The organism is Paenibacillus vini (assembly GCF_018403325.1).
Taxonomy (GTDB): Bacteria; Bacillota; Bacilli; order Paenibacillales; family Paenibacillaceae; genus Fontibacillus; species Fontibacillus vini.
In genome coordinates this window covers 189288-208808 of record NZ_BOSL01000006.1, presented here as the reverse complement: position 1 = coordinate 208808, position 19521 = coordinate 189288, and the positions used below count along the sequence as shown (strand labels likewise).

28 protein-coding genes and 1 pseudogene are annotated in these 19521 nt (G+C 36.1%); 1 reads left to right on the top strand and 28 read right to left on the bottom strand.

Translation table 11 applies throughout. The annotated features are described in order from the left end of the window. Positions 1–7: 7 nt before the first annotated feature. The 3 genes from KJS57_RS11620 to KJS57_RS11610 all read right to left on the bottom strand — a co-directional run bounded on the left by KJS57_RS11620 (position 8) and on the right by KJS57_RS11610 (position 2156). A complete protein-coding gene (locus KJS57_RS11620) occupies positions 8–790 on the bottom strand; it encodes a Cof-type HAD-IIB family hydrolase (protein ID WP_213654908.1) in 783 nt (260 codons plus the stop codon). Positions 791–822: 32 nt separating this feature from the next. After that, positions 823–1308 (bottom strand): hypothetical protein, encoded by a 486-nt coding sequence (locus tag KJS57_RS11615; protein WP_213654907.1) that lies wholly within the window; start codon positions 1306–1308, stop codon positions 823–825. Positions 1309–1460: 152 nt separating this feature from the next. After that, a complete protein-coding gene (locus tag KJS57_RS11610; protein ID WP_213654906.1) occupies positions 1461–2156 on the bottom strand; it encodes a YjjG family noncanonical pyrimidine nucleotidase in 696 nt (231 codons plus the stop codon). A 310-nt stretch (positions 2157–2466) separates the two neighbouring features. Here KJS57_RS11610 and KJS57_RS11605 point away from each other — a divergent pair, with 310 nt between their 5' ends. Next, on the top strand, positions 2467–3048 hold the full coding sequence (locus tag KJS57_RS11605; protein ID WP_213654905.1) for a hypothetical protein: 582 nt from the start codon (positions 2467–2469) through the stop codon (positions 3046–3048). 136 nt (positions 3049–3184) lie between these two features. Here the strand turns inward: KJS57_RS11605 and KJS57_RS11600 are convergent, their stop codons facing one another. The 25 genes and pseudogenes from KJS57_RS11600 to KJS57_RS11480 all read right to left on the bottom strand — a co-directional run bounded on the left by KJS57_RS11600 (position 3185) and on the right by KJS57_RS11480 (position 19517). Continuing rightward, on the bottom strand, positions 3185–3709 hold the full coding sequence (locus KJS57_RS11600; protein WP_213654904.1) for an NUDIX domain-containing protein: 525 nt from the start codon (positions 3707–3709) through the stop codon (positions 3185–3187). A gap of 363 nt (positions 3710–4072) precedes the next feature. Next, positions 4073–4675, bottom strand: a complete 603-nt coding sequence (locus tag KJS57_RS11595; RefSeq protein WP_213654903.1) for a DUF5071 domain-containing protein — start codon at positions 4673–4675, stop codon at positions 4073–4075. A gap of 22 nt (positions 4676–4697) precedes the next feature. Further along, positions 4698–4889, bottom strand: a complete 192-nt coding sequence (locus KJS57_RS11590; RefSeq protein WP_213654902.1) for a S26 family signal peptidase — start codon at positions 4887–4889, stop codon at positions 4698–4700. Between the two features lie 37 nt (positions 4890–4926). Next, positions 4927–5454 (bottom strand): shikimate kinase, encoded by a 528-nt coding sequence (locus KJS57_RS11585; protein WP_211021193.1) that lies wholly within the window; start codon positions 5452–5454, stop codon positions 4927–4929. 97 nt (positions 5455–5551) lie between these two features. Beyond that, positions 5552–5971 carry an HIT family protein gene (locus tag KJS57_RS11580; protein WP_213654901.1) on the bottom strand — a complete coding sequence of 140 codons (420 nt, stop codon included), beginning with the start codon at positions 5969–5971 and terminating at the stop codon, positions 5552–5554. A gap of 41 nt (positions 5972–6012) precedes the next feature. Beyond that, positions 6013–6540: a YfiT family bacillithiol transferase gene (locus KJS57_RS11575; protein ID WP_213654900.1), complete on the bottom strand. Its 528-nt coding sequence runs from the start codon at positions 6538–6540 to the stop codon at positions 6013–6015. A gap of 86 nt (positions 6541–6626) precedes the next feature. Then, entirely contained in the window at positions 6627–7052 is a 426-nt protein-coding gene (locus KJS57_RS11570) for a DUF6678 family protein (RefSeq protein WP_213654899.1), read from the bottom strand. A gap of 54 nt (positions 7053–7106) precedes the next feature. Then, entirely contained in the window at positions 7107–7493 is a 387-nt protein-coding gene (locus KJS57_RS11565) for a hypothetical protein (RefSeq protein ID WP_213654898.1), read from the bottom strand. A 30-nt stretch (positions 7494–7523) separates the two neighbouring features. After that, entirely contained in the window at positions 7524–7976 is a 453-nt protein-coding gene (locus tag KJS57_RS11560; RefSeq protein ID WP_213654897.1) for a hypothetical protein, read from the bottom strand. 38 nt (positions 7977–8014) lie between these two features. Next, complete coding sequence (locus KJS57_RS11555) at positions 8015–8515, bottom strand: GNAT family N-acetyltransferase (protein WP_373316819.1); 501 nt, start codon at positions 8513–8515, stop codon at positions 8015–8017. A gap of 29 nt (positions 8516–8544) precedes the next feature. Continuing rightward, on the bottom strand, positions 8545–9015 hold the full coding sequence (locus KJS57_RS11550; RefSeq protein ID WP_213654896.1) for a hypothetical protein: 471 nt from the start codon (positions 9013–9015) through the stop codon (positions 8545–8547). Between the two features lie 76 nt (positions 9016–9091). Further along, on the bottom strand, positions 9092–9367 hold the full coding sequence (locus KJS57_RS11545) for a hypothetical protein (protein WP_211021186.1): 276 nt from the start codon (positions 9365–9367) through the stop codon (positions 9092–9094). Positions 9368–9502: 135 nt separating this feature from the next. After that, the gene (locus KJS57_RS11540; RefSeq protein WP_213654895.1) at positions 9503–10249 is read right to left on the bottom strand and encodes a CPBP family intramembrane glutamic endopeptidase; all 747 of its coding nucleotides are present in this window, start codon (positions 10247–10249) and stop codon (positions 9503–9505) included. A gap of 93 nt (positions 10250–10342) precedes the next feature. Continuing rightward, positions 10343–10651 (bottom strand): hypothetical protein, encoded by a 309-nt coding sequence (locus tag KJS57_RS11535; RefSeq protein WP_213654894.1) that lies wholly within the window; start codon positions 10649–10651, stop codon positions 10343–10345. Positions 10652–10716: 65 nt separating this feature from the next. Next, positions 10717–11301: a hypothetical protein gene (locus KJS57_RS11530; RefSeq protein WP_244861494.1), complete on the bottom strand. Its 585-nt coding sequence runs from the start codon at positions 11299–11301 to the stop codon at positions 10717–10719. 68 nt (positions 11302–11369) lie between these two features. Continuing rightward, positions 11370–11993 (bottom strand): bis(5'-nucleosyl)-tetraphosphatase (symmetrical) YqeK, encoded by a 624-nt coding sequence (yqeK, locus tag KJS57_RS11525; RefSeq protein ID WP_213654893.1) that lies wholly within the window; start codon positions 11991–11993, stop codon positions 11370–11372. Between the two features lie 197 nt (positions 11994–12190). After that, positions 12191–12502 carry a hypothetical protein gene (locus KJS57_RS11520; protein ID WP_213654892.1) on the bottom strand — a complete coding sequence of 104 codons (312 nt, stop codon included), beginning with the start codon at positions 12500–12502 and terminating at the stop codon, positions 12191–12193. 265 nt (positions 12503–12767) lie between these two features. After that, positions 12768–13310, bottom strand: a pseudogene (locus tag KJS57_RS11515) (helicase). A 427-nt stretch (positions 13311–13737) separates the two neighbouring features. Further along, positions 13738–14544, bottom strand: coding sequence for a P-loop NTPase family protein (locus tag KJS57_RS11510; protein ID WP_213654891.1), 807 nt, complete (start codon positions 14542–14544; stop codon positions 13738–13740). A 201-nt stretch (positions 14545–14745) separates the two neighbouring features. Beyond that, positions 14746–15060 carry a hypothetical protein gene (locus tag KJS57_RS11505; RefSeq protein WP_213654890.1) on the bottom strand — a complete coding sequence of 105 codons (315 nt, stop codon included), beginning with the start codon at positions 15058–15060 and terminating at the stop codon, positions 14746–14748. A gap of 31 nt (positions 15061–15091) precedes the next feature. Next, positions 15092–15688 (bottom strand): chloramphenicol phosphotransferase CPT family protein, encoded by a 597-nt coding sequence (locus KJS57_RS11500; protein ID WP_213654889.1) that lies wholly within the window; start codon positions 15686–15688, stop codon positions 15092–15094. Positions 15689–16179: 491 nt separating this feature from the next. After that, positions 16180–17115, bottom strand: coding sequence for a P-loop NTPase family protein (locus KJS57_RS11495; RefSeq protein WP_213654888.1), 936 nt, complete (start codon positions 17113–17115; stop codon positions 16180–16182). Between the two features lie 26 nt (positions 17116–17141). Further along, entirely contained in the window at positions 17142–17642 is a 501-nt protein-coding gene (locus KJS57_RS11490; RefSeq protein ID WP_213654887.1) for a GNAT family N-acetyltransferase, read from the bottom strand. Further along, positions 17639–19180 (bottom strand): serine hydrolase domain-containing protein, encoded by a 1542-nt coding sequence (locus KJS57_RS11485; RefSeq protein WP_213654886.1) that lies wholly within the window; start codon positions 19178–19180, stop codon positions 17639–17641. The genes KJS57_RS11490 and KJS57_RS11485 overlap by 4 nt, the downstream gene beginning before the upstream one ends. Then, on the bottom strand, positions 19155–19517 hold the full coding sequence (locus tag KJS57_RS11480) for an avidin-fold protein (RefSeq protein WP_244861493.1): 363 nt from the start codon (positions 19515–19517) through the stop codon (positions 19155–19157). The genes KJS57_RS11485 and KJS57_RS11480 overlap by 26 nt, the downstream gene beginning before the upstream one ends. Positions 19518–19521 lie beyond the last annotated feature (4 nt).

Below are 19521 nucleotides of genomic sequence, written 5' to 3'. Positions count from 1 at the left end.
CATTCTCCTATGATCTGCAAAGTTTTTCTAAAACCATGGCTACTCCATCATTATCATTAGTTTCGGTAATCTCTTTAGATATCTGTTTCAATTCTTCAATTGCATTCCCCATTGCCACGGGCCATCCACAAGATTTAAATAGTCCGATATCATTAAAATCATCACCAAAGACCATGACCTTTTCGAGCGGGATGTTCATCGCCTTACACAAAACCGATACCGCACTTTCTTTCGAAGCTCTTAGGGATGAAAGCTGAACAAGCTCTCCATTGTCTGTAGTTAAAATATTTAATCTCGTATTAAACTTATCCATAAATAAATCCAAATTCATTCTCCCTGAAAAAAGAATCTTTGATGCATCATGTCGTTTGAGTTCTTCCAGTGACTTTACAGCAGGATTATCTTTGACCTTAATGAGTGTGGTGTAGTCATATTCCCTTAAACTCATCCATTCATCCTTCACTTCCAGACTTAAATCAAGATCCGGGTTGCATTGAAGGCAGTAATCTAGAACTTCAGCCGTAATGTTGGATTCAATCGATATATGATCCTGGATTCCCGTGTGTTTGCAATCGATATAGGCGCCATTGTAATAAATAAAAGAACCTAATCTGAATAACTCATCATTCATAAATGATCTGACTGCCCTTGGAGGACGCGCTGTCGCAAAGATGAATTTAATTCCTAATCCTGCGCAATCTGCAATAGCTTTAGAATTACGATTGGTTATTTCTTTGCTTGAGTTGAGGAGTGTACCATCTAAATCTAAGACGATTAATGGAATTTTCATTTTACTAAACACCTCCCAGTTATACAGTTATGTTATATTTCATACCAAATTCTGTACCCCTCAATGTTTGCTTCCGAGTGATCACTAGCATCGAATGTTTTGAAATACCTGGCGTAATACGCATGTTCAATTGTTTTTTTATCTTGATCCGTATTGATATCAACATGAATTTCCGATATTTCCAATCCCCATTTGACACTACGAGCGATCTCATTCATGTTATCCATTGTTGAAAATTCCTTGAATTCCGCAAGAATCGATTCCAGTTCTTCTGTACTCGGTTCATTTCTCATATCAATTCTACAAAAAAGGTTTGGACGAGTGAATGTAAATTGTACTCTTTTGATCGACGGCGATAGATCCTTTAAGTCTTTTTTTAAGGTTCTGGTTGAACTGGTATCTATACTGTGGGTAGTACTGCACCCTGCCAAAAGCAGAAGAAAACAAATTATGATAGGTATCCACTTATATGTATTCATTCTGTACTCCAATTCATCGTTAGGGTATGCTTCTTCCATGATTATACATCTGATATGTTGAGTCAACCTCATTTTCAGCGGAACCGTCTAATAATTTCGGGACTTACCTAAATAAATAAATAAATAAATAAATAAAAAAAGACTACCGTCAAAGCAGTAGTCTCCATATTTTTGTATGTTTAAGCAGCGGGCTACACCTTCAAAAGCTCCAGGAGCTCCGTCAGACTCCGAATTTCGTAATCAGGCTTTGCCTCGGAAGTATTGTCGGCTTGTTTCGGATTGAACCAGCACGTGTCGATTCCGTATTGATTTCCGCCGTAAATATCCGATGTCAGCGAATCCCCGACAATCAGCACATTGCTTTTGTCCGGATGCCCTAACTTTTCAAATGCGTAATCGAAAATAGCCGGGTCAGGCTTTTGCGAACCGGCATCCTCGGAAATGATCACCTGCTCAAACTTGCCGGACAGCTCAGAGCGGCTTATTCTTCCAAGCTGTACCTCCCTGATTCCATTCGTAATCACCGCAACCCGGTATCCCGCATCCAATAATCGATTGCAGGTTTCCGCAGACCCTTCCATCAAGAAGGATGCCTCAGACAAATACCCCACATACGTTTGGCTAAACTCTGCGGCGTCGAGTTCTTGTGAAAACTCACGTAATTCAAGCAGTCTTCTAAATCGCTCCACCCGCAGCACATCCAGATAAATAAGCCCTTGCTCAAGCTCCTTCCATAGCTGACGATTAATGTCACGGTACTGACCCATCAGCTCCTCCGTATCCTCCATTCTGAAATGACGGAAAGCTTGACGTAAAGCGAAATCTTCGGTTTTTGCAAAATCATACAGCGTATCGTCGAGGTCAAAAAGAATCACTTCATATTGCAAACAAGCTCCTCCTATCTCCTTATCCAATAAGGTTTACGGCTGGAATGCCAGGAAAGGAAGACCCTCGCAGGGATCTATTCATCCGGTAGGGCCCACTTAGGCATCCGCCAAGTTTTTATTCTCTATACTCAGTATACAACTCGGTGAAGGCCGGGAAAAGCGTCAGCGAGGATTCCAAAATCCTCACCCTTAACCAAAAAAACTCGTATCATGGGTACGAGCCGGACCGGAAGCCTTTAGTTCTATTAATTTCTTACCATTCATTTGTTATAATAAACAAGCTGTCAAGATTAATACACCAGGAGGACTTATGAAACGATTTTCTTTGCTGCAAACTGTTTTACTCTTATTTCTTGCTTCTGCCTTATTGCAAGGTTGTACTTCTCCGGCCGAATCCGCCGGAACGGGAATCAAGTCCGAGTCGGCCGCACCCACTAACACTGAACAAACCATTAATGAGCCAGCCCAAGCTACAACCGAAACGAATGAAGATCATGAATCCAGCAATTCCGAAGCCATCACCACCGGGAATGCAAATGAGGCTGAGGAAGCAGCCGATGCCGGAAATGCTCTGACAGCTATGCTGAAGAACGAAGAAGCCGTCTATCTGACATCGGAGAAGGAAGACCATACTCAGTTTTCAAAGCTGGTCTTAAAGACAAACGGCGACTTCGTCTTTCTGGATCGCTTGCCGAAAGGATCGAGCAAATATCTGGGGACTTATTCCATATCAAGCAATCAAATTACGCTCCAGGTGGATCGAATTCCTACGCCATCGGCCAAAGAATTGTCCGAAATTGTATTCACCATTTCAAGCGCGAATCAAATCACATTAGAGACGGATGTCAATCAGGTAAAGAGCGGCCAAGCCTACACATCTGTTAAAGAATAATCCCTTCCACAAAAAAGTTCATCGAATAAGGGGGATAACCCCCCCCCTTGTTCATCTAGCCCAACGCCGCAATTCTAGCCTTCTCCAACACCCCGGGGACACTCATGGTTAGATGATTTTTCCGTCCTTCTTCTAGTTATCCCTCGAAATCCTTAAGTATTTTCTTAGCCTTAGCCAAAAAAGTATAATCCCTCTTCCGAATGAAGTTTCCCATATAATCAAATGGCTTATCGGCTTGAACTAGAGCTATTGCTTCTTCAAGTGATACCCATTTCAAAACAAAACCATTAGCTTTTTCGTCATCAGTTAAGAATTGGTGATCCAGTAATGTCTTGACCTTAGCTAGATAGCAATACGATAGTTGAATTAATTCGAACTTATCACGATATTCAATTATTGTCCCTACTTCGGAGACTATGTCTATCTCTGCTCCAACCTCCTCGACAACCTCACGAATCAGGGCATTGGCCATTTCTTCGCCCTCTTCGATTCCACCGCCAGGTAGCTTATGATAGTTATGCTTCGATACAAACAAAATAGCAATCTGATTGTTCCGGTTAATTACTACAGCTCTGGATGCTCTTCTGACACAATACTTGACATTGGATGAAGAACTTTCAAAACCAAAATCTTTGTCAGATATCTCGGATAGAAGCTCCATGACCTACCTCCATGGTTTCCAGATGTTCGGTATAAGCAAATTGTTCGATTGAAAAACTCTTATTATCATATCTCAATTTTGTTATTGAACATTCCGGAATCAGTTTACTTTGTTCAATAATAAATTGGGGATGAAATCGATTAAGAACATTCTCTTGGAACGTATTCGCCAAGTAATCATGTTTCCCGTGCTCGCCTTAGCGGGCTTGAGAATATAGAAGATAAAGGATGTTTTTAAAGTATTGAGCAATTAATTGAGCTTGCTTAACTCCATCTTTAGTTATTGGAACATCGCCGATGGTTTTTTCTTTTATTGCATGTCTTACAAGATAGATCTCCATATTTGGTTACACCACTTTTCGTATTAATTATCAAGCTTCATTAATATATCTTGAACTGATTTTAAAAATCGATGGAGCGCTTCATATTTATCTTTAATATGTAATTTCTTACTGTTCTCTTTAACATAATCTACAATTTGACTCACATCTGTTAGAAGGATCTCTATTCTTATATTCTCTAATTCTATAAATTCGTCTATTAATTCAGGTTGAAATTTGCCTATTTCACCCCTTATATAGGCTTCCTTGTTTTCTAATAACTCTCTAGTATATTGATGACTTATTAAATTGTTATTTAAAAGTATTTCGATAGATAATAAATCTGTTTCTAAAAAAATATCTAAATTTTCCGCAAGAACTATCAAATCCTCCTCTAGGAATATAACTATTTCATTAGGCCACGAACTAACTAACTTCGATAGAACCCAATAGATCCACATTTCGTCGTTTGTGGTAAGTACATTCTTTACAAATGGATATACTTCCCTAGCCCGTGGTTTAAGAAAATCAACGATTCTACTTGCGTTGGGCCAATTCAAATCTTGGATACCTTCTAACAATTCTGGTACGTGCTCGATATAATTCTTTGACCTTATAATCTGTTCTAATCTTTCATCCTCAATCATAAGAGCTCCTTAGAATCATTCTTCATTTTTTATTCGCGTGAAAAATCTTTACTACCTTACCTATAATTTGAGTGTCAGATATCGGCCCCAAAAATCTACTATCAATACTGTTGCCTGTATTATCCCCTACAACATAATACTCATTATCTTTTATTATTATTTTTGAGTCTGGTAATCCTAAACCACTTGTTTCTTTGAATAATTTGTTATTCACAAAGATCCCTTTAAAAATACAAATAATAATATGAATTTCATAAGGAGGCTCTCCCCTCCCTGGGTAACTCAAGTTTTCTTGCTTCGATAATTTCACTAACACATTGTTCTATATCCTTATTAGCTAAATCAATAGTAATATCACTATGCTTAATATATAAAGGAGCTCTTTCCTCATAAACGTCTTGAAGACTATTTCCTTCCTTTATTACAATTCCTCTGTTTGATATGTTTGTTAGTCTCTTATTAATTTCCTCAAATGGAACATGTAAATATATAATCTGTCCATTCTGTTTAAGTGAGTTCATGGCTTGCTCAGAATAAACCACACTTCCCCCTGTTGAAATAATGCTGTTAACAACTTGCAGACGCGATACCATCGCTTCTTCAATCTCAAGGAACTTCTCGATACCATCACTATCTATGATTTCTTGCAACAGTCTACCTTCATGTTCTTGGATTAAAATATCGGTGTCCACGTAACCCATACCTAAGGCTTTCGCAAGCAACACTCCTAAGGTGCTTTTTCCAGCCCCAGACATACCTACAAGAACTAAGTTTTTCATTAAGCACCTCACTATTTCTATAAACTTTGGTTCTCACGGATCGAGCAGCCGTCGTGGCTGAGATGTGTAAATACAGTGTTGGCTGGAGTTATTGACTTCATGAGTTGCTGTTTAATTCCTTAAGCAATAAGAGTTTTATCTCTTTTAATGATCTTTCTGTCTTGAACTCCTCTTTTGGCTCGGACCAACTGAATCCGTCACCAATAAATCTTGGGATTGCATGCATGTGATAATGTTGTAAGTCATTGAAAGTTCCGCCATTCTGAAAAAATGTAATTCCATCCGGATTAAATGTCTTTTTTAATAAAATAGACATCTTTGCCGATGTGCTCATTATGGCACTTAACGTTAGTTCGTCTATTTCTTCAACATCCAAGTAATGCTTTCTAGGCAAAATCAGTATATGGCCATCATTGAACGGTGCAATATCTAAAATACAAACTACAAATTCGTTCTCATAAATCACATTAACATCCGGTTCAATTTGATTTGCGATTCGGCATCCGAGACAATCCATCATTATTCATCCGTTCTATTTTTTTATCAGAGTATCTCAGTTTACCAGGCTCTTCTAACTATTAATGATTCGATCTGAGATTTATGGTGATGATTATGCCAAATAAATCTTTGCAGTGCAGCGTCCAAGTTAATTATTCCTAACGCTTGAGTTCTGAGTGTCCTGGAGAAGTGATGTGAATCTAACTTGTAGAGTAATATGTAAAAACGTTTATGGAGAGATTCTAGGAGTATTAAAGAGGTTTCAATATCGGTTTCAACATAATCATGAAGTTCACCCCAAAGATCTTCTCGATAGGATGAAGCCATGGGTTCTATTTCAGTTAATGCCCTTTTAAATCTTAAATAAGCGTTCATATCATTATCGGCCATATGGTGGATAATTTGCTGGATTGACCAACCACCATCCCGATATGGCGTTTGGAGTTGTTCGGGTGTTAAGCGAACTATCAGTGCTCGAAGCCTAGGAACAATTAATAAAATTTGATTAATAAGCTTAATCCTGTCCTCTTCAAAGAAAATGGGAGTCGGCTCAAATTGACCAATAGGGTATCTTGTTTCATCAATCATCTATGAATAACCTTCTTTCAAATGAAAACGACCCAAACCTAGATAGCTCTTATCTTTGGCTGGGTCGTTTGTTGTCTGAGCATCTTCTAATCTTTGATTATTTTGTCTGTTTCGGAAGTATATCCATAAATGTAGATCGATTCATTGTCACAATAATATGGGATTGAATACTCTTTGAGTATCCCTTTAAACTCTTCAGTAATATCAATAATCTCAGGTGGTATCAATCTCCCTGTATTTACAATCCGTCTCGGTCTAACTCTTATCCATTCAACTTTATAAAAAGGCATCAGTCCTTCGACCCAATCTCCCAAATACCACACATCGTCTTCAAACTCATTTGGAGACGGAGATTCGCCCAATACATACTTTGCTTGAAAAGGCGGTGGAAATGGCAAGGTATTAAGAACAGCCGTTTGTAACACTCTCCACTTCGTATTATTCATTATTGAGACTAATTGCCTTTCTGAGACAGTATTCATAACTTTTTCTTTGTAGCGATCACGTTCCACTCATATAACCACCTTCTAGGATCAAAAGTGTTCTTATCTTTCTTAATCTTTTACCTAATACACATACTCGGACCCAAGCCCCCAAAACCTATAATCATATTTATCCGGATTTAGAATTAAATCCTTTGAACGTTTTATCCAATCTTTTAGCTCTTCTGATTTTGCTATTACTTCTATTCTGTTTAATAACTCAATCAATTTATTATACTCTTCGTTTTTCCTTGACCTTACAAAATCTCCTGTAAACACATATAGGCAACTAAGAAAAAATGATATATGTTTGCATTCTTCATCATCAACAAATGAACAAATCATAGGTATGTTTTCAAAAGAATTCACAGCTAACTCCCAATCTTGTTCGGGAATTAAAGCATCACTATATGCCCATATTCTAATTTCTTCTGCGGTAGGGTTCCAGGCATGATCAGAATCCTTAAACAAAATGCTTCAGCTCCTTGTTAATGTCTGTCCTCAATCCCAATAATTAAATATGACTTCCCCGATTGTTTCTGGTTTCCAATATTTGATCATTTCTTGTTCATGTCTTCCTAGTGTTCTAGTGTCTTCACTTGTGAATGTTTGATTTAATAATTTTGACTCCAGCACTATATAGTTTTCCGTTAGTATTGTTTTTACTTGTTCGGGTGCATCTATAAAGACTATGCCGCTATAGTCAACTACTGAAGCAAATGCCACGAAGGGGAAATTAGAATGTAAGAGAATATGAAATACCTTGGTCCTTATTCCAATTTGGTAGGTATAGAAATTTCTATTGTTTATCAGTAGCTCTGTTTTTATTAGCTTTCCATTTTCACACCTAATTGCATGGTATAGATAAGCTTCAAAATCCTTGATTTCTTGTTTACTCAATTCTTCTTCTGAAAAGCCAGTCACACCCGGCTTCATAACCTCATCAATATTCATTGAATCACCCACCAGGTATAAATATGGTACCTCTACTTTCAAACAGTTTCTCTCAATGTAAAATACATTAAATCTTCCTTTAGTTCACTCTCCTGCTTAAATCCCATTTTCTTCAAAAGTCTTTGCGATTGGAAATTTTCTTTTTCTGTTGTCGCCTCAATATAGTCTAGCTTCATTAAATCGAATCCGATTCGGATAACCTTCAACAATGCTTCTTGCATCAGTCCCTTTCCCCAGTTATTCGGGGACAAATCAAAACCAATTTCAGCTTTTGTCTCTTGATTCTCAGTTGACCAGCAATGAAAACCGCATGTCCCGATAAGTTCATTATTTTCTTTATTAAACAGGCCATATCTACAGCCTGAATCGTGTATATGGAATGCAATAATCTCTTCTGCCTCTCGTAGATCTTTACATACCTCAATATCCATAAATTTCGTAACTTCTGGATACGAAAAATGTTTGAAAACCGCTTCAGCATCATCTAAGGTTAGTTCTCTAATTAATAATCTTTCGGTTTCAATATTCGGGTAATTCACTATATTACCGCCTTTTGGTATCTGATTTATTATCTCTTGGATAAGTAATACTCATGTTGCGCTTTGAATAGTCTTATAACTTCATCAACTTCTGATAAAGAGATCCCATATATACTAATTAACTCTGTTCCACATCTAAAATACTTTCGTCCATCCGCATATGTGTACTCGTAACCCTCTAATTTATCCTTACATCTCCCACAGTTGTAACACCCCGTATATCTGAAGTTAAATTCTTCAACAGTTTTTCTTATACATTCATGAAAAAAATTAGAGTAATCACTGGAAGCGAAAAACTTCATTTTTAATATTGGTTTCCCCTTCTCAATTGAGAACTTAAGAACGTTTTTCGGGGTCTTAGAATTGGTGAATACATAATTCACATCTTTGGTCTTCGCCCTTTTAGATTTATATCCCAGTTCCTCCAATTGATCAGCTATTTCGTTAAATAGGTGTCGCTCATCTCCACTTGTGTAATTATAAAATTCCTCAAGTCCCATACAAATCACGACCTTACTCGTTTTTTAATTGCTGGGATTATACGATCAACATATTTCACATGTCATTTAAGGCAATCTATGCATAGTATCCGCCTTTAGATAAATATTCTTTGTGTACTTTAAAGTGCCTATATATTTTAGTAAACGCTTTTATGGCTTTCCATTGGCTCTGTTTATCATTTAGTAATACCACTATTTCAGACATCGAGGTGTCTCCCGGAAATTCTCCTGATATAAATCTATATAAATCTGTTTCAAATTCTCCGTTCAAATCCCCTAGGCAATCACCGAAACGATATCTTGCAATAGTGTTTTCAATTTCAATCAACTCAAATTCAACACAAATAGCCATTTGAAAAACCTCTTCTCTCTATGAATTATCTACAAAATTGCCTCCAAATCAGTTAATGACTCTATTACAATCACGAAACAACCCAGCCCTAGATAGCTCTAATCTTAGGCTGGGTCGTTTGTTGTCCGAGCATCATTAAAATGATAAAACAAACAGCAATGTCATCAAAGTAATAATACCATTTAACAGATTATGGGCAATCATGCACCCTACTATGCTTTTTGTTTTTAAAAACAAATACCCAAAACATAAACCGGACGCTAAACAGGTTAGTTGTTGGAGAATGTCAAAATGAGTTATTTTAAATGGAAATAAATTTAAATTAATATGCGCTATCATAAATATGAATGTAGAGGCAGATATAACTACGATCGAGAATCTTTTACTATTGGAAAAATACTTTCCCCACAAACTCAACATTAGAGGTATTACTAATGATCTAAACATGATTTCTTCACTTGTTCCGGATAAAAGAACCTCAAATAAATAATAGCCAATGTAATTTCTGAAGTTGAGCGGGAATGTGAAGCCGGGGGAAACTCCAAGCTCTTTTATTAGATAAATGCCAATAACAGCCTGGATTAGGATCCATACACCCAGGAATACAGAAACAAATACAATAGAGTACCTTAGTTTATTTAAATTAAATCCAAAATCCTTAAAACGTATATTCAACAACTTGGAAATAATAATAATAGCCAACAACGTTATTATTGCCTGCAATATATGGTGAATGACTAGTACCATGAAAACATTATCTGGATCTATTTCTTTAAAAAAAGGATAAAATCTCTTCCCAATATCAAACGAGAACAAACTAATAAATTGAACATATGCTGCTAAACAAATGAATGTTAAGCTAATTTTTATTAGTTTTATCACTAAAGGGGGCCCTCATTTCAATAACGAGTATAGGTTGGTTTCTTTCTTAAAACCAATAGTACTTCCCACCAAAATTAATTTCAGTTACCTCTATTACACAAATCCATCCTCAGGCTCACCAACCTCAAAACCTAATAATTTTGTAGCTTCTGATTTAAACTTATTGATCCATGAATTCCAATCGCTATTATTCATCTGTCCTTGAAAAGATAATCCACTTGGTTCAACTGATGCCGCAATAAAAATTTCATCATCTTCCTGACCAAACCAATACGGGTTTCCGTTTGTATAACCTATCCACCCAGGCATCCTCTCATATAGAAGCGAAACTTTATTCCATTCTTCATCAGGTAGATAATACCATATATTTAAATTACAATTCTGTGATCTTGCTTTACTCATGTGTTTGATCTCCGATCCCCTTGGTTTGCCCGAATGAGTAAATATGTTGTTATGGGGGCAACGCGCTATTTCTTTTTCCAAATATTCAAATACAGATTTGAAACTGTAAGCTCTACTTTACCTTTATCCCTTAATGCTTCTACTGGATTAATATTAAATGAGAAGTCATCTCCCGATTTATAGTTCAACCCTGAAACCCCAGAAATGGCACCACCATATTGTTTATTTTTATATTTGGCTATCAATTGTGCAGTCATTAGTGTACTAAATGTCCGATCATTATTTGTTTTATGATGCACGCCGGAAATCAATGTTGCTCCATCCGTTGAGTAGTCACCAAATGATCTAAACCCAATGTTTATACCTTCTGCACTAACACCACTATTATTTATCTCTTCAACTATGATCTTATGTCTTCCATCATTATATAGCTCTTTGCCAATATTGCTTTGAATATCCGCAAGGTCAATTTGGATAGTATAGCTACCATCAAGAACATAACCTGCCTCATCACTATACTTTTCTGTGTTGTTTGCGATAGAGGATATCCCCTTACTCCAAAGTTCAAGTAGGCCAGTTCGCCATGTTATAACTAAAGACAATAGAATTATTAAGAATACCAATAACAATATCATTTTACTTTTCTTCATCATCAATCTCCTGAATATATGTACGTGATTTAAGTTAATTCCTATAATTCAATGACGCCCTCGAACCACTACACTAAATGTACTTTGTCTTTCAATTCTTCATATGCATCCCTTAACCAAGGATGAATTACTTTCAAAGTATCTCTCTTTTCCCATAAAAAATTGATGTATGCAAATGCCCCATGTGTTAATGATATTTGTAAATTTCTATTAAGATCCTCTAAATAGGGCGGTGTCCCCTTTTGATCCCAGGATATCTTATCAGCAACAAAGAGCACCTTATCAAGCAAGGAAGAGTTTGATCTCAAAGTAGTATGGCAACCGACCGCATCCAATACATCCTGATCAGTAATATCAAATATTTCTTTTGCCATTACTCTCGATATCTTCTGGTGAATAATCATTGGGAATACTGTTTCTTCTGGTAACACCTCTAGTTCCAATTGTCTTGCTACATCCAATCTCACGTTATTTGGAAATACAGCACTAATATCATGCAACCAACCAGCGAGCTCAGCTTTAGTCGGATTGGCATTAAACATCAGTGCAATTCTTCTACATTCGGTGCCAACATCAATACAGTGAGTTGCTGTATCTAAACAATTACTCACCTCTAAAAACGACTTAATATCTGTCTTTAAATCACCAGTAAATGCGATAGAAGCAGTTATTGGTTTGAAAATATCATGCATCCTAGAGTCCTCCTCCAATCCAATTTACGATGAAACATGAACAACCTTCCTTAATCTTTCTTTTAGATTACTTTTCATTGTGATAGGTCGTTTATTATCTGTTCCACCTGACTCCCTAGGGGTGAAAACTCTGCTGAGTGAATATGTGTTATATGACGTAATTGTCCTTTCAAGAAAAAACTACTAATAGGATTTCATCATAAAAACCAAAATCGATAAAATCCTTCTGCGTTCCAAAACAGATAAATTCCAAACAGAATTATGATTAATCCTATTGCTTTGATTAACACTAACGTTATTTTCCTAGGTTCCTTGTATTCTATATACTCTTCGAATTCATAATTTGGTTTCATTGTTCTATAAGCATTAAAGCTCAAAAACTTACATACTAAATCAGGAAAACAAAATAAGAATACACCAAATAACGCAAGCGGAATTGAAATCGTTCCTAGAATCGATGGATCCCATTCACTTCCATTGTCATTGTACAAAGGTGTAATAAAATTCATAAGTTTTCACCTTAAGTTTTATAATTGATTTTTTGAAGTGATGTTATTAATTTTTGTCAGAACTCATTCATAGCTTGGTAGTCTCCGCCCCTATGAAAATGGTTTATTCGCTCGAGTTCATTTAAATAACCATTTATCTTAATGTACGGATTGCTTATGTCGAGGTTATTGTTATTCTCATACATTACTTTCGGAGCGAAGACGAAAAGGTCTACTTCTTCTCTTGCCCTCTTCATGAGATACCCCCAAATTTCTAACGTTAATGTTATATTGGTTTGACAAAAATAAAATGATCATAAGGATTCCAGACGTGCAGATCATCAGCGCAGTATCCCCGCAGCCATAACGCATCGCTAATTCGTCTAAGATAAAAGCCTTTGGGGAATTCGTCATCTTAGGTTAGTATTTCCGATGCTATAGTAATAGAGCCGGTTGGAGCTTGATGTCGTTGTAAAGCATCGCCCGAATAACCTTCGGGCTGATCCAAGTATTGCAGTCTTAAGTAAGGGCCTAGCTCGAGCGGACATAATTCCAAACCGAGTTCAGTTGCTCTTATAAAAATCTGATCCGTAGTAGCCCCATCTCGAAAACCAAGATCACTAACAGTTAGTTCAACGGTCTGCAAGCTATACTTTTTATCAGAAGTTGTAAATCTATTATCAGTTAATAATTGCTCTCCATACTCATTAATCATGATAGAGTGCTCTTGCATTTTCTGAATAAGCTGTGATTTAGTAAGTCCGCCAATCTCCACGGTTCTTATACCAATAAGACGATTAGGGTAAACATCCTCATTTTCGCGATGCATTCATGGTCCTCCCAACCTTCAATAAAGCTCTTAAGTTTCGGATGAATCAAGGAGCTATGCCTACATGATATTATCCGATTCTATCTTGTTTCTTAAATATGATTCATTTAATCCGTTATTACAAAATTCAAACTTCTTCTTTGTATTTCCTTGAACTCTATCTATGATTTGACCTAAATGATACCCCGTATGTTCTACAAGGTGATAAAGTTGATGAATTTAGCGTAACCTTCATTTTTTCAAAGTAGAGATCACACATTCGATACAATGTGATTTTTAGGAATGTTTCACTAAAGGCCTCATTGTTCATTCATTCTTACACTCCTTTACTGGGGTTTCTTTTAACGTTTAGGTATTACCGAACCCAAGAACCTTACCGCCCAAAAGGCCGGCTGCGAAGCAACATTAACCCGTTGTTATATTGAGTTTATGACATCATCGAGTTCTCCAACGAAAGTGTGGTTCTAATTACATCAAACATCTCTTTCCAATCCCTATCACTGTTATTCAAAATATACGTATTAAACGGTAAGTACTTAACTGCTTCTAGTTCGATATTTTTGCGGTATATGTAGTAATCTATTGTTTTACTGCTTGCCCATTTGGGTTTTGAACGAATAGCAGCTGTATGTTCTAATGATTCTTTTACACTATCTTGAGTAATATAAAATAAAACAGGATTTAAAGGACAAAATAATACCGCTAATTCTCCTAAGTATTTGATGATTTCGTTTTCAGTTATCTCAGGATACAATCGATGGATATCATGAATTTGATGTTGGAATAGGATACTCTCAAAAATGGTTACTGTATCCGTATTAACCATACTGGCAACATATCGTTCGAAGCGTTTATTAAATACTCTTTTAAAAATCTTAAAAGGGACTACCGGCTTATCCGAATAACAAAATTCCTTCGATTTCAAATACTCAATTAGTTCATCGTTCCATGGTTTCGGCACAGGTTCTTTATAGGGTATTAATACATAATCAAGTTCAATAATAGAATTGACTTTAATCCATTCTGCTTGTTGTGGGAATTTAAATAAGAGATCATTGTATTCATATTGAGTAAGATAAGCAAAAAAGGGCAAGTCAATTGGATGTTCACTGCCTTCAATATAAAGTTTTGCAGGTACACCGTCTTCTAAAAGGTGATTAAATAGTTGCTGAGAGGTAGTTGTTTTTCCAGACCCCGGAATTCCTTCGAATAGAATCAATTTAGTATTTTTCAATGTCCCCACCCTTTTCCTGTACCTACGAAAACGACCCAGTCCTAGATAACTCTTATCTTAGGCTGGGTCGTTTGTTGTCTGAGCTTCTTCCACGATTATACATCTGATAACCAAGGGGCGGTAGCCCCGGAGTGTGATGGTGCTATCTCTACGTACGCTCTATGAATTAACTCTCAAGTAGATATTTTTTTTCTAATTAATTCATCGATCTTTTATGTATTCTATCTTCCCGCTTGCTATTATCTTATTATTTCTTAAAATAAAGCTGTTTCCGGGTTCTAATAAATGATTTGGGACTTCATTTATGTCATGACATAGAAAGTATAGATCTGCTTTGGCTTCTCTATATTCATTAGGTTTATTATGTATTTCAACAACCGCACTCCAAAGACCATAATCCAGATCTTTATCCGAATCAAAAACAATGGGGGTTGAGAAATCTCCATTAATTAAGTTTTTTTGTCCGCCCTCTTCTTCACTTAAAAAATACAAACTAACTACCGCTATTTTCTTCACTTGAAAACACTTCCCCTAACGGATTCGCCTTCTAAGAAACACTAATTTCCCTTTTACTTAATTTCTTAAACACCGAGTAATCCTTATCGGAATGAATAAAACTTAATATCTTCTCGGCGCATTCTATTGGACTCAACTCTTCCGTGTTTACTTCGAGGTCATATTCATTAAAGCAATATACTTTGTCAAACTGAGAATTTGCTAGTCCAATCTGCCGATCTCCTCTTATTTGCTCTCTTCTCATGAGTTCTTCTTTTGAGCATATTACACCTATGAATATTGTAGGCTGATCAAAAAACACATCAAGACACTCATTAAATCTCTTATCATTATCGATTACCGTATCTGCGATTACATTCAAACCCATTTCAGAAAACAATTTAATCGTCGAATAGAACATTGAGGCTATGGGATCAAAAATGATTTGCGCGACAACTTGATCATCTACTTCTCTTGTAGGTTTAAGGTCCGGAAATTTTTTATCAACAAATTCATTGAAATTATTAAAAAAGTCATCTATTGATAGGTGATGAAAAAGAATCTCTTTCTGATTTACCAGTTCATTAGAAATACTAGTCTTTCCTGAACTTGAAGTTCCATTCAACAACACAATGATTCCTTGCTTCAAGCAAATCACCCTCACATATAAGATTTGCGTATCTGATTATGTACCTAATCCCAATCCATATAAAATTCAACTTTTAGATTACTGCACTTACACTCCGGACATTTCAGCCTGTTGATCTCAGTTTCATTTTCCAAAGGCTTTGAGGGCATTTTGTCCCTACAACGAGGACAAGAATAACTATTCATGTACGATTGAGACCCGGCTTCTAAATGCAAATAAGTCTTGTTCAATATATAATTACAATTCTGGCATAAATAAAGCCCATCATAGCACTCATAAATCGGTTCCTTCTTATTAATATATTCGATTATTTGCTTTCTTCCTTCTTCCTCTTCGTACCATTCTAAAATAGCCTGCAAACTAATATATCTAAATCCAATCCCCAAAAAAACATTCTTGTTGTATGAGCATTGACCACAACTCAAAGTACAAGCGACTCCCATAAAAAATCACCACCGTGTATAGGGTGTTTAGCAGATGTTCGGGTACTACTAGGAGATTCTTTCAAAAATAGTTCCATTGTCATTTCTATTTGCATATAAATCCTTCTCAGTTATGACCACACGATTAACGCTATCGCCTTCTTTAATAAAATTTGCAGTTACGCTCATGTCATCAAGATAGAATTGACTATTATCTTTAGGTTTCAGCTTTTTATTTCCAAATATAATTAATTGATTATCTATCAGTTCGATATTTAAACTAAAGTTTAAATCCTGATTGTAGTAGGTTCCTTTATACTTAGTAAGTATAGTTCTATCGACATAAGGATCAGGAAAATATTCCAAGTCAAATTCATTGATCAATTGCTGCTCGTATAACGAATAATCTTGTTTTGAATTTTCAATAGATATTGTTTCGAGGGATACTTCTTTAATAATTTCATTAGCAAGTGCAGCATAATCAAGAAAAAAACTGATATGTGAATTATGGCCCATCTCCATCCGATTTATGAAATACATCTCATGTTTATACTCATTATGTTTCTTTAGTAAAAAGTCTTCTTTGCCTCTAACGTCAATCATCTGATGAATTGCGGCTTCAGCATCTTCTTGATAGAAATATATCAATTTGCAATCAATATCTCCTAAAAGCTCGCTCGCATTAACAATTACAGATTTAATTAAGTTTCGATCGACATCTTTATGTAACAAGTGAACAATGGGACTTTGGAATAAAGCAGATTCCATAACAACCACATCGCCACCAGATTGATTAGAAAGGAACTTGTTCCATCTATCTAAATACGACTCAATAAACATATTGTAATCGTCAAAGGATACAGAATGAATGATCGGATGGTTATAGGTAGTCTCGAAAAACAAGTTGCATGTGTGGCCATTTCTCTCAAATTGATTAGCAAGAAATCTAGCGAATGTCGATTTACCCGATCCAGGAATTCCTTCGACTAATACCACTCTTTTCATTGAGCCCTCCCTCTTACTGCAGTTCTTCATAATTTAAGAGCCATTAAATCCTCATCAAAATATTGCCCCTTATATTTAATTGCATTTCTTTCTGTCCCATAAATCTCAAATCCGAGTGATGCATATAACTTCTTGGCATTACTATTGCCGGAAATAACAGTTAAATTTATTTGTTCCAGATCTTCCATGTCTTTAGCTTTTTTTATCAACTCAAGTAATAACTCTCGTCCTACACCAGTTCCTCTCATTTCAGGTGCTACGTACATGCCGAATATATTTCCTTTATGGGCTATTTTCATCCCTACTTCACGTACAAAAGCAACGATTCCAACTAATTCACCTTCAACAAAAGCTCCGAGAACAAATTTATCTTGAGTAGGACTTATTCGACTAATTACTGTTTCCAGGGAGAATTCTTTCTCTCTTTCAAAGGCTGATCCAAATGCGTCCGGATCGTTTCTAAGTCCACTCAATCGAACTTCTTGATACGATTTAGCATCTGATTCTTGTAACACTCTTACTATCATATGTTCTCCTTCCATTTTAACTTTCGTCTAATCATTCCGATTTTCTTCATATTAATTATTATCGATAAAATGCAATTGATAGAAGTTAGCCCCATCCAAATAAATATTGAATACGACATCCACACCTTTATCATCATATAATTATTGTCTAATAGATAAGGCCAGATCATTACCAATATCAAAAGCATAATGCTTAAGATTAGTGCGATACTACTTTCTGTCATTTTTCTGAACCTTGTCTTTTCATCTTTAATATTAAGTTTTATACCTCTAATGAGCTTATTTGCTTGGACACATAAGATAATGATGGCTATTATTACTAAAAATGAAAATACCAAATCAATTAATAGATACACGTCATCATAATGAAATTTATCCATTTGATTTCCATTCATATTCTCATAAATGTTATTAGCAATTAGCGATGGTGCAGTTGAATTCAAATTAGCCAGAACAAAAACAGCCTGCTGCTTTTTTAAATCAATAAGAACCTGTGAAGAGTAATTAGGATTGGATCCATTATGACTAACAACACTATTTTTCGTATCGACACTCCATCCGAATGAATAGTATTGATTTTCATCTTCGTGCCCCGCCGTTTTGATGTCCACTTGATGAGATTGTTGTATCGCTTTCAATAAATGATCCGGTATATCGCCTACCCCCAATTGGGCATTAATCCAGCGTTCTAGATCTTTTGAATTCGTTACCAAATATCCTGCAGCGATATTCCCATAATATCTAGGAGCATCATATTCTAAGCTTCTTCCAAAAAATACACGATATCCTTTGGTAAGTTCATCAGATACCTTTTCTTGACCTGTTGAAAAATAACTATTAGTCATTCCTAAAGGAACCAGTATGTTTTCAGTCATGTAATCCTGATAACGTTTGCCTGTAACTTTTTCAACAACCATCGCTAAAATATCATAATTAACTGTAGCGTAATTATATACTGTTCCAGGGTCCGTATCTAATGCAATGTCTGACACATTATGTATCGTTTTTTCAAGCATATCCTCTGTGGTACCCTCAGGAATTAACCGAATACTCCATGGTGGAATTCCGCTTGTATGTGCTAACAATTGATGAATCGAAATATTAACCTTCTCACCCTTCATGGTTGGCTCAAACGATGGAATATAATCTGTAATAGAATCTGAAAGAGATAAGGAGCCCTCATTTTCCAATAAAATAACGGCCAGAGCCGTAAATGCCTTTGTAGTCGATCCCAACTCAAATAATGACTCTTCAGTTACCCTTTTTTCATTATTAAAATCTGCATATCCGTAATTCCTATATTCTGTTTTCCCCTGTTCTGATACTACCATAGCGACCCCTGGAGTCGCTGTTTTGGCCATTATGGTTTCCACCATATCATCCGTAGTATTATAATTACCCGCCCTTACCAAACCTCCAAGTTCATCCCAACTCACTATAGTAGTAATGATTGCGATAAGTAGGATGACATATATTGTTGATGTGCCTGTTTTACTTAGGATTTTCTTCACCTCAATCTCGATCTTGGATCTCTTCAATAATTGACCATCCCTTAGAATGTTCCTTGCAAGTCCATTCCCATTCTTCATGCATTCTCAATCTTCCATCCTCTTGTTTCTCTGGTCTCGATTTACATATCCCCGTCATCAACTCATTCTTATCATTAATATGTTGATATCTCATGTCCAGATTTCCATCCTCATCTACCAAGGCAATTAAATGACCTACTAGTATCCCGCCCCCGGCATATTCTGCCAATACTCGATTTCCTTCCTGTTTGTAGTGAAAAATCGTTTCTTGAGTAACTTCTCCGTTTTTAGTGTTTTTTATGGTTCTAAAAGTTTTACCGTCATAATTTATGGTTTCCACATTCATCACC

What these genes read in the sequence shown, in the direction of transcription:
- KJS57_RS11595 (WP_213654903.1), bottom strand. Translation starts at nt 4,675, where the DNA reads ATGATTGAGGATGAAAGATTAGAACAGATTATAAGGTCAAAGAATTAT.
- KJS57_RS11605 (WP_213654905.1), top strand. Translation starts at nt 2,467, where the DNA reads ATGAAACGATTTTCTTTGCTGCAAACTGTTTTACTCTTATTTCTTGCT.
- yqeK (WP_213654893.1), bottom strand. Translation starts at nt 11,993, where the DNA reads ATGCATGATATTTTCAAACCAATAACTGCTTCTATCGCATTTACTGGT.
- KJS57_RS11575 (WP_213654900.1), bottom strand. Translation starts at nt 6,540, where the DNA reads ATGATTGATGAAACAAGATACCCTATTGGTCAATTTGAGCCGACTCCC.
- KJS57_RS11600 (WP_213654904.1), bottom strand. Translation starts at nt 3,709, where the DNA reads ATGGAGCTTCTATCCGAGATATCTGACAAAGATTTTGGTTTTGAAAGT.
- KJS57_RS11490 (WP_213654887.1), bottom strand. Translation starts at nt 17,642, where the DNA reads ATGATAGTAAGAGTGTTACAAGAATCAGATGCTAAATCGTATCAAGAA.
- KJS57_RS11585 (WP_211021193.1), bottom strand. Translation starts at nt 5,454, where the DNA reads ATGAAAAACTTAGTTCTTGTAGGTATGTCTGGGGCTGGAAAAAGCACC.
- KJS57_RS11560 (WP_213654897.1), bottom strand. Translation starts at nt 7,976, where the DNA reads ATGAATATTGATGAGGTTATGAAGCCGGGTGTGACTGGCTTTTCAGAA.
- KJS57_RS11545 (WP_211021186.1), bottom strand. Translation starts at nt 9,367, where the DNA reads ATGGCTATTTGTGTTGAATTTGAGTTGATTGAAATTGAAAACACTATT.
- KJS57_RS11520 (WP_213654892.1), bottom strand. Translation starts at nt 12,502, where the DNA reads ATGAATTTTATTACACCTTTGTACAATGACAATGGAAGTGAATGGGAT.
- KJS57_RS11615 (WP_213654907.1), bottom strand. Translation starts at nt 1,308, where the DNA reads ATGGAAGAAGCATACCCTAACGATGAATTGGAGTACAGAATGAATACA.
- KJS57_RS11535 (WP_213654894.1), bottom strand. Translation starts at nt 10,651, where the DNA reads ATGAGTAAAGCAAGATCACAGAATTGTAATTTAAATATATGGTATTAT.
- KJS57_RS11480 (WP_244861493.1), bottom strand. Translation starts at nt 19,517, where the DNA reads ATGAATGTGGAAACCATAAATTATGACGGTAAAACTTTTAGAACCATA.
- KJS57_RS11550 (WP_213654896.1), bottom strand. Translation starts at nt 9,015, where the DNA reads ATGGGACTTGAGGAATTTTATAATTACACAAGTGGAGATGAGCGACAC.
- KJS57_RS11495 (WP_213654888.1), bottom strand. Translation starts at nt 17,115, where the DNA reads ATGAAAAGAGTGGTATTAGTCGAAGGAATTCCTGGATCGGGTAAATCG.
- KJS57_RS11580 (WP_213654901.1), bottom strand. Translation starts at nt 5,971, where the DNA reads ATGGATTGTCTCGGATGCCGAATCGCAAATCAAATTGAACCGGATGTT.
- KJS57_RS11620 (WP_213654908.1), bottom strand. Translation starts at nt 790, where the DNA reads ATGAAAATTCCATTAATCGTCTTAGATTTAGATGGTACACTCCTCAAC.
- KJS57_RS11530 (WP_244861494.1), bottom strand. Translation starts at nt 11,301, where the DNA reads ATGAAGAAAAGTAAAATGATATTGTTATTGGTATTCTTAATAATTCTA.